The sequence below is a fragment of the Psychrobacter sp. 2Y5 genome (assembly GCF_051847375.1).
Taxonomy (GTDB): Bacteria; Pseudomonadota; Gammaproteobacteria; order Pseudomonadales; family Moraxellaceae; genus Psychrobacter.
On the sequence record NZ_JBPYDA010000029.1, the window covers coordinates 1 to 2,027 of the forward strand.

Annotated in this window: 1 protein-coding gene; it reads left to right on the top strand. The window is 49.0% G+C overall.

Features of this window, described 5'->3' with window-relative positions:
• The coding region (locus tag ACS8E3_RS12960) for a type I restriction endonuclease subunit R (RefSeq protein ID WP_439244749.1) at nt 1-2,027 on the top strand (2,027 nt) is incomplete at both ends.

Consider the following 2,027-nt stretch of genomic DNA (forward strand, 5'->3'; position numbering starts at 1 on the left):
AACCCTGAGACCATGGCACGCTATGAGGCCAATATCTGCCGTGTCGTCCCTGAGGTAGTGTATAGCCCTCATACCAGTGTTAAAAACGGCGCTGACGCTAATGGCAAGGTCGCTAAGCGTAACCGTATCGACATCGTGCTATTCGTCAACGGCTTGCCTGTCACCACGATGGAGCTAAAGTCAGAATTTAAGCAAGCAGTACAAAATGCCATTACTCAGTATAAGAAGACCCGCCTACCGAAAGACCCTGCTACCAAAAAGCCTGAGCCGCTGCTGACCTTTAAGCGCGGCGCATTGGTACACTTTGCCGTTAGTCAGTATGAGGTCTATATGACCACCAAGCTGGCGGGTGACAACACTTACTTCTTGCCGTTCAACAAAGGTACCAGTGAGGGCGGTGCGGGTAATGACGTACCAGCCGATAGCAGCCGCTATGCCACCGATTACCTATGGAATGAAGTATTAACGCCTGATAACTTGCTGGCCATCCTCGGCCACTTTATGCACTTGCAGATAGAGGAAGAAGAAGACGCAATCGGGCGCAAGTCTAAAAAGGAAACCATGATGTTTCCGCGCTATCATCAGTGGGATGTGGTGACCAAGTTAGTCGATGCGGCCATTACTGAGGGCGCGGGTCACAGCTCTGAGAAACGCTATCTCATTCAGCACAGTGCGGGTTCAGGCAAGTCTAACTCTATCGCATGGACAGCGCATCAGCTCTCCACCTTATACAACAGTGACGGCGATAAGCAGTTTGACTCGGTCATTGTGATTACCGATCGCACCGTGCTTGATGACCAGCTTCAAGACACTATCTATCAGTTTGAACATGCCGATGGCGTAGTCGGCAAAATTAACCGCAAAGAAGGTGACGGCTCAAAGTCTGAGCAGCTCGCCGAAGCATTGGTCAACTCCCAGCCGATTATTATCGTCACTATTCAAACCTTTCCCTTTGTGCTCAAAGCCATTGAAGACTCTAGTGTCTTAAAATCACGCCGCTATGCCATCATTGCTGATGAAGCTCACTCTTCACAGACAGGCTCAACCGCACGCCAGCTGAAAGAAGTGCTGGTCTCAGGCGATATAGAGAGTAATGCGGATGAGGATAAGCCGCTATCTAGTGAGGATGTTTTGGATGCCACATTAGCCGCGCGCCGTAGCAGTCCGAATCTAAGCTACTATGCCTTTACCGCCACGCCTAAGCCAAAAACCATTGAGCTGTTTGGACGCTTGCCCAATCCTGACTTGCCAGCCGCTAGTGATAACCTGCCAGCCGCTTATCATGTCTATTCTATGCGCCAAGCCATCGAAGAGGGCTTTATCTTAGATGTACTCAAGAACTACACTAACTACAAAGTGATGTATCAGCTTACCCAAAAGCTGGCTAGCGATGACGATGAGGTCGATGCGCGCCGCGCCAAAATTAAGCTGGGTAGCTGGGTGCGACTGCACGAGCACAATATCGCCCAGAAAGTGAAAATTATCATTGAGCACTTTAACGACAACATCAAAGGCTTACTCGGCGGGCAAGCCAAAGCCATGGTGGTGACAGGCTCACGTAAAGAAGCGGTACGTTATAAGCTGGCCTTTGATAAATATATCAGTGATTACAGTTACCGCGGTATTAATGCTGTGGTCGCTTTCTCAGGGGAAGTGAGCTTTAATGACAATGATCCTGATAGTGGTGCACTCATTGGCGAGAAGTTCACTGAGCATAATATGAATATCGGGCTAAAAGGCCGTGATATGCGTAAAGCCTTTGATAGTGATGATTATCAAGTGATGTTGGTGGCCAATAAGTTCCAAACAGGCTTTGACCAGCCGAAGCTCTGCGCTATGTACGTGGATAAGAAGCTCACGGGCGTGGACTGTGTACAGACCTTATCAAGGCTGAATCGTACCTATAAGGGTAAGGCTGAGAGCGGCACCTTTGTGCTCGATTTCTTTAATGATCCTGAAGACATTTTGGAGGCCTTCCAGCCGTACTATGAGACCGCAAGCTTAGTGAATGTGTCTGATCCTGATCA